The organism is Kitasatospora sp. NPDC007106 (genome assembly GCF_040634455.1).
In the GTDB taxonomy this organism is placed as follows: Bacteria; Actinomycetota; Actinomycetes; order Streptomycetales; family Streptomycetaceae; genus Kitasatospora; species Kitasatospora arboriphila.
Window position 1 is genome coordinate 1 of record NZ_JBEYFP010000504.1, and the last position, 4,338, is coordinate 4,338.

The 4,338-nt window shown below is 75.2% G+C and carries 5 protein-coding genes; 1 reads left to right on the plus strand and 4 read right to left on the minus strand.

Features of this window, described 5'->3' with window-relative positions:
• The 4 genes from ABZ641_RS27115 to ligD all read right to left on the minus strand — a co-directional run.
• Positions 1 to 383 (minus strand): response regulator (locus ABZ641_RS27115; RefSeq protein WP_359985782.1); only part of this gene is annotated, 383 nt, incomplete at its 3' end.
• A 161-nt stretch (positions 384 to 544) separates the two neighbouring features.
• Entirely contained in the window at positions 545 to 1,840 is a 1,296-nt protein-coding gene (locus tag ABZ641_RS27120) for an MFS transporter (protein WP_344623570.1), read from the minus strand.
• 91 nt (positions 1,841 to 1,931) lie between these two features.
• Positions 1,932 to 2,648, minus strand: a complete 717-nt coding sequence (locus ABZ641_RS27125; RefSeq protein WP_344623571.1) for an SMI1/KNR4 family protein — start codon at positions 2,646 to 2,648, stop codon at positions 1,932 to 1,934.
• A 508-nt stretch (positions 2,649 to 3,156) separates the two neighbouring features.
• Positions 3,157 to 4,053 carry a non-homologous end-joining DNA ligase gene (gene ligD, locus ABZ641_RS27130; RefSeq protein ID WP_344623572.1) on the minus strand — a complete coding sequence of 299 codons (897 nt, stop codon included), beginning with the start codon at positions 4,051 to 4,053 and terminating at the stop codon, positions 3,157 to 3,159.
• A 54-nt stretch (positions 4,054 to 4,107) separates the two neighbouring features.
• Here ligD and ABZ641_RS27135 point away from each other — a divergent pair, with 54 nt between their 5' ends.
• The gene (locus tag ABZ641_RS27135; protein WP_344623573.1) at positions 4,108 to 4,257 is read left to right on the plus strand and encodes a hypothetical protein; all 150 of its coding nucleotides are present in this window, start codon (positions 4,108 to 4,110) and stop codon (positions 4,255 to 4,257) included.
• Positions 4,258 to 4,338 lie beyond the last annotated feature (81 nt).

A 4,338-nucleotide genomic window follows, 5' to 3' on the forward strand; every position in this document is an offset into this window, starting at 1 on the left:
GCCGCGGAGGGCGGGGCGGCCGCGGCCCCGGCGCGGCGCAGCACGGAGCGCACCCGCAGCACCAGTTCGCGCGGGCTGAACGGCTTGGTGACGTAGTCGTCCGCGCCGAGTTCCAGGCCGAGGATGCGGTCGGACTCGTCGCCCTTCGCGGTGAGCATCACCACCGGCAGCCGGGCGCCGTGCTCGGTCGCGCGCAGCCGGCGGCAGACCTCCAGGCCGTCGATGCCGGGCAGCATCAGGTCGAGCACCACCAGGTCGGGGCCGTGCGCGGCGGCGGCCAGCGCCTGGTGGCCGTCGGCGGCCCGGTCGACGGTGTAGCCGGCCCGCCGGAGGTAGCCGGTGACGACCTCGGCGACGGTCGGATCGTCGTCGACCACCAGGATGCGGCCGGCGTTCGGGGGTCGGCTGTCGCCGTCGGACGCGTTCACGCCTCCGAGGATAGGCAGACGGCCGGGGCCTGCCGCCCGGCCCCGGCGGTCCGTACGACTTCCGTAAGGACCCGCTCACGGCCACCCGGGGAGTCCGGGTGGCCGTGCGGCGGCCGTCAGGGTGCGGCCGTGGCGGATTCGGGGCCGGGGACGTCGCGCAGCCGGCGGAGCGGGGAGAAGAAGACGAACCAGCCGGCCGCCCAGGTGCCGACGAGGGCCAGCCCGAGTGCGGGCCGGATCCCGATCAGCGTGCCGAGCAGCCCGCCGAGGACGCCGCCGACCGGCAGGGTGCCCCAGACGACCCAGCGGACGGCCGCGTTCATCCGGCCCATCAGCTCCGGCGGTGTCACCGACTGCCGGTAGCTGAGCTGCGCGACGTTGTAGACCATCGCGGAGAAGCCCGCGACGCCCCAGCCCAGCGGGAAGAGCAGCACCCCCCAGCCGGGCCGGGCGGCCGCCGCGACGACCTGCGGCGCGCCGAACACCAGCATCGACACCCAGATGATCCGGGCCGAGCCGAGCCGCTCGGCCAGCCGGCCGGCGAACAGCCCTCCGGCGATCCCGCCGACGGCCGCGGCCGCCATCACCAGCCCGGTCAGCGCGGGCCCCACGTGCAGCACCCGGACGAGGAAGACCATCGCCAGCGCCGAGACCATGCCGGAGAACAGGTTCGCGGTGGCGGTGCACGCCACGACCCGGCGCAGGATGCGGTGCCCGAGGACGAACCTCAGGCCCTCGGCGATCCGGCGGCGCAGCGTCCCGTCCGCCGGCCGCGCCCGCGGACGCTCCTCCCGGGTCCTGATCCCGAGGACCGACAGGACCGAGAGCGCGTAGGACAGCGCGTCGGCCGTCATCGCCCCCGCGGCGCCGACCGACCAGACCAGCCCGCTGCCCAGCCCCGGCCCGCCGAACTGTGCGAGTGCCTGGGTGGTCCCGAGCTTGCCGTTGGCGTTCATCAGGTGCTCGGCGCGGACGAGCGACGGCACGTAGCTCTGGTACGAGACGTCGAAGAACACCGAGCAGACGCCCGCCGCCACGGCGACCGCGTACAGCTGGGCCATCGTCAGGACGCCGAACGCCGCGGCCAGCGGGACCGATCCGATGATCACCAGCCGGAGCAGATTGCAGACGATCATGACGGAGCGCTTGGCGGTGCCGTCCACCATCGCACCGGCCGGCAGCGCGATCACCGCGAACGCCAGTGTGGTGGCCGCGGTCAACAGGCCGACCTGGAAGGTGCTCGCGCCGAGCGCGACGACCGCGAGCAGCGGCAGGGCGACCTCGGTGACCGCCGATCCCGTCTCACTGACCGTCTGGCCGCCCCACAGCAGCATGAAGTCCCGCTGCCGCCACAGGCTCGGACCGTGGCCCGTCGCCCCGGCGTCCCGCACGTCCTGCGCCGCTTCCGTCACCGCACCGGCTCCGCTCCCGTCGCGGCCCGGACGGTGCCGCCGTTCACCGGCGCGCCGGCACCGTCCGTGCGGGGCAGGGGGATCGCCCGCCTCACGCGCCGTCCGCGCGCAGCCAGTTGCCGGGGAGGTCCTTGCGGAGGCCGTCGAGGGCCTCGGCGGTGCGGGCGCGGGCGCGGAGGGCGCCGCCGTCGTCCGCGCGGAGCAGCACGTCGTCCCCGGCGAACCAGCGGCTGCCGGCCGGGGCGGAGAACACCGGGTAGTCGGGGAAGGGCAGTTGGACGTAGCCGTCCTCGAGGGCGAGGAGCGTCGCGACGTCGAGCGGTTCGAGGAGGTCGGCGTGGCCGTCGGGGGCGTGCAGGGACTCGGAGAGGACGAGTTCGACCAGGGCCACCGAGAGCCGGTCCAGCCAGGGCCGCCGGCTGCCGTCGCTCTCCAGCACCACGGCCGGGTCGGGCCGGTGCAGTTCGTCGAGCGGGACGCCCCAGGCGGTGGCGCCCTCCTTCGCGTGGCGGAGGACCAGCAGGTGGCCCCCGGCGTCGAGGTGGAGCTCCGCGGGGTCGAGCAGCGGGTCGCGGTTGGCGGTGAGGTCGGTGCGCCGGCCGAACCGGCCGTAGGCCTCGCGGAGCGCCGCGGGCAGCCGGTGGCCGAGCCGCTCCTCCGCGGCGGCGAGGTCGGCCTCCGCCCAGCCGTCGCCCTCCGCGAGCGGAGCGACCCAGTGCTCCGCGAAGTCCTGCACGAACCACCAGGCCGCCGCACGGTCTTCGAGACCGGCCGCGACACCTTCGACGAGATCGAACCCGTGTGTCATACCCGGGACCCTACCGGCCGGGTCCGACCGTCCGGCAGGCGCCCGGAAATCCGGGCGACAGGGCGTCAGCCGCACTGGCAGGCTGGGTCGATGGACACCACGAGCACCACCGATCCCGGGGAATGGGTGACCCTCTTCACCGTCGAGAACCTGTCCGGTCTGCCGCGCCCGGGGTTCGCCCTCGCCGTTTGACTGCGCGACCGCGGCATCGACTGGTCGCCGCTCGACGGGCAGGACGTCCGCCACGACCTGGCCTGCGGGCCCGATCCCGCGCTCGGCGGGCGCTGGCGCGGCCACGTCACCGTCCGGGTCCGCGCCGCCCCGCTGCGCCGCCTCGGCCTGCATCCCGACCAGGCCGCCGCCCGCGTCCTCCCGCCCTTTGCACCGGACTGGTGGGGCCCCTGGGCGTACCGCCGGAAGCAGGCCGTCCGCCGCGAGGAGGTCGCCCGGGCACGCCGCCTGTGGACGGCGGCCGGGTGACGGAGGCCGGCCGTCGGGACCGCAACGGTCAGTCGCTGTCCGGGAGTTCCGCCGCTTCGCCGAGGAGCGGGGCCAACAGGTCGCCGTGCTCGGCGGTGCGGGCGAGGACGTCCTCGGGGGTGAACGCGAGGTCGCCGGGGGCGGTGCACTGCTCGACCTCGGCCCAGGTGATCGGGGTGGAGACGCCGGGGGTCGCGGTGGCGCGCAGGGTGTAGGGCGCCGCGGTGGTCTTCGCGGTGGTGTTCTGCGACCAGTCGACGAAGACCTTGCCGCGGCGCAGCGCCTTGGCCATCCTGCTGACCACGTGGCGGGGGTGGTCGGCGGCCAGGCGTTCGGCGAGCGTGCGGGCGTAGCCGACGACGGCGGAGGCCCCGCTCGGCCGCAGTGCCGCGTACAGGTGGAGGCCCTTGCTGCCGGAGGTCTTGACGTGGGCGGTGAGGCCGTCCTCGGCGAGGCGTTCGCGGACGAGCAGGGCGACCGCGCAGCAGAGCATGACGTCGGCGCCGGGGCCCGGGTCGAGGTCGATGACCAGCCGGTCGTGGTCAGCGGGCCCGGTGTCGGCGTTCCACTGCGGCACGTGGAGTTCGAGGGCGTACCCGTTGGCGAGGGCCATCAGGGTGGGCAGGTCGTCGACGGTGACGCGGTCCTTGGGCCCCTCGTGGCTGTCGACGACCATGGTGCGGACCCAGTCGGGCAGGCCGGGCGGCGGGTTCTTGGCGAAGAAGCCCTCCTCGCCGACCCCGGAGGGGAAGCGCAGCAGGGTGGCCGGCCGGCGCCGGACGTGCGGCAGCAGGTGCGGCGCGACCTGGGCGTAGTAGTAGAGGGCCTGGCCCTTCGTCCAGCCGGTGGCCGGCCACAGCACCTTGTCCAGGTGGGAGAGGACCAGGCGGCGGCCTTCGACTTCCGTGACCTGTCGCTCCGGCATACCGTGGTAAATCCCCATGAAAGCGGCAGGTCATGCCACAGGTCACCTGGAAAGGTGTCCACCCGGAAGACCCCGGCGAAGAAGGCGCCGGCCAAGAAGGCCGCGGCGGCCCGCAAGGCCCCGACCGAGCGGACCGCCGCGGCTGCGAAGAAGACGGCAGCGAAGACCACCGCCAAGGAGGCCGCACCGCGCCGGGCGTCCTGAACCGCGGCGGGCGGGGCAGGGCTGGGCACGGCGTCGGCCCGAGGGCCCGGTCGCGTCGGTGAGCCGGGCCCTCGGAACGCC

What these genes read in the sequence shown, in the direction of transcription:
- ABZ641_RS27125 (WP_344623571.1), bottom strand. Translation starts at nt 2,648, where the DNA reads ATGACACACGGGTTCGATCTCGTCGAAGGTGTCGCGGCCGGTCTCGAA.
- ligD (WP_344623572.1), bottom strand. Translation starts at nt 4,053, where the DNA reads ATGCCGGAGCGACAGGTCACGGAAGTCGAAGGCCGCCGCCTGGTCCTC.